Annotated in this window: 2 protein-coding genes; one reads left to right on the top strand and one right to left on the bottom strand. The window is 69.5% G+C overall.

The window, feature by feature from the left end; translation table 11 throughout:
• Positions 1–731: RNA-guided endonuclease InsQ/TnpB family protein (locus tag ACFV6I_RS14240; RefSeq protein WP_380425354.1), on the bottom strand; the 731-nt coding region annotated here is incomplete at its 3' end.
• Between the two features lie 144 nt (positions 732–875).
• Between ACFV6I_RS14240 and ACFV6I_RS14235 the strand changes: the two genes are divergently transcribed.
• Complete coding sequence (locus tag ACFV6I_RS14235) at positions 876–1,517, top strand: hypothetical protein (RefSeq protein ID WP_380425351.1); 642 nt, start codon at positions 876–878, stop codon at positions 1,515–1,517.
• Positions 1,518–1,663: the final 146 nt, after the last annotated feature.

The raw sequence follows: 1,663 nt of genomic DNA, 5'->3' as shown, positions 1-1,663 counted from the left end.
CGGCGCGCCATCTGCCGCTGGTACTTCGCCAGACGCTGGGCGGCCGTCCTGCCGTGCTCCGCGTGCGGGAGGTCATGCGCGTCGGACGTGGTGGTGGCGGTCTCCCTCACGCCCCAGTCGATCCCGATGACCGCACCGGTCTGCGGCAGCGGCCGGACCTCGGCGGCCACGACGAACGAGGCGTACCAGTGCCCGACCGCGTCCTGGTACACGCGCACACTCGACGGGACACACGGCAGGTCACGCGACCACACCACCGTCAGCACGATGCCGCCCGCGAGGTGCAGCCGGCCCTCCTTGAGCCGGAACCCGCGCTGCGTGTAGTTCAGCGACGGCCGGGAGTCCTTGAGTCTCTTGTGCCGGGGCATCCCGGCGCGCTGCTTGACCGGCAGCTTCGCCTTGACGTCCTTGAGCGCCTTGGCGCGGGACCTGGCGAAGTCGCGGATGGTCTGCTGCTGCGGAACGGACGCGCCCTCGCGCAGCCAGCTCATCGACTGCCGGGCCCCGGTCAGCATCTTGTCGAGCTGTGCGGGGCCGCACGTGGTCTTCTCCGCGGCGGTCGCCTTGTTGTGCTTGTGGACCTTGCGGGACATCGCCACGGATTCGTTCCACACCCAGCGGCACTTCCCCCACTCCGCTTCGAGCAGTGCGAGGGCGGTGGCCGACACGCGGAGCCGGTAGGTGTACCGGGCGTACCCGGCCTCACCGACCGTCACCGTCGTCGTCGTCATGAGCCGCAACCTAACAGCCCCCACCGACAACAGCAGAAAGCACAGGTCAGAACAGATACGCAGAGAACTCCGCCGCTTCACGGCTCCGGGCCGAGGACCCATTCCTCCCCGGCCTGAAGGCCGGAGCCTCCTGGGAGAAATCAGGTGACGGCTCCCGAGACGAAGATCAAGGTCGTCGACTACGGACACCGGCCGTTCGGAAAGTACGCCGAGGCACGTCGCAACCTCCTGGAGCGCCTTGAGGATGAGAAGTCCTGCCAGGACTTCAAGGACGCCGCGCGCCTCCTGCGGGCGAACCGGAAGGCGACCAGGGTGCACAGCCCGCTCATCTGGCTGATCCACGATCTCCCCGCAGGGGAGGACAGCAAGAGAGCGAGCTACCAGCTCATCAAGAGGCTTGAGCCGAGCCTGACCGAGCAACTCCTGCCCGGCCTGGCGACCTCACAGGTCAGCCAGCACGCCCGCCTGGGCGTTGCCCTGCGGGTGCTCAGCGTCGAAGAGGTCTGCGTTCTGCTGCGCTGCAAGCCGCAGAAGGCGAGAGCCCATACGGAGATCTGGCTGTCCGGGCGACTCCAGATGCGCACCCAGCACGTCGCCCGCCGCGCGGTGTGCCGCAGCCACCGGGACGCCTCTTGCACCGCCTGCCGCGGCGGTGCCCAGTGGGAGTGGGAAGAGCCGTTCCTGGCGAGCGACCTCGTACAGCACCTGCTGTCGTACCGCATGAGGTGCTATCTCCCGTACGACAGGACGCCCGTGCCGCCCGGGACGTACGAAGCCGGACTGTGAGCGGCACCGTTCGGACGGCCGAAGAAGTCCACGCTTCCCTCCCGCAGGCACCGGCGAGGGAAGCCGATCCGGTGCCCCGCCGGTGGGGACGGGCGGGGGGGGGGGCGTGGGGCGGGGGGGGGTTGGGGGGGCTCAGGGGGGGTGGC

This window comes from Kitasatospora sp. NPDC059803, from assembly GCF_042732255.1.
Taxonomy (GTDB): domain Bacteria; phylum Actinomycetota; class Actinomycetes; order Streptomycetales; family Streptomycetaceae; genus Kitasatospora.
Note: the sequence above shows the minus strand (reverse complement) of the source record. Positions and strands in the feature narration are given on the sequence as shown.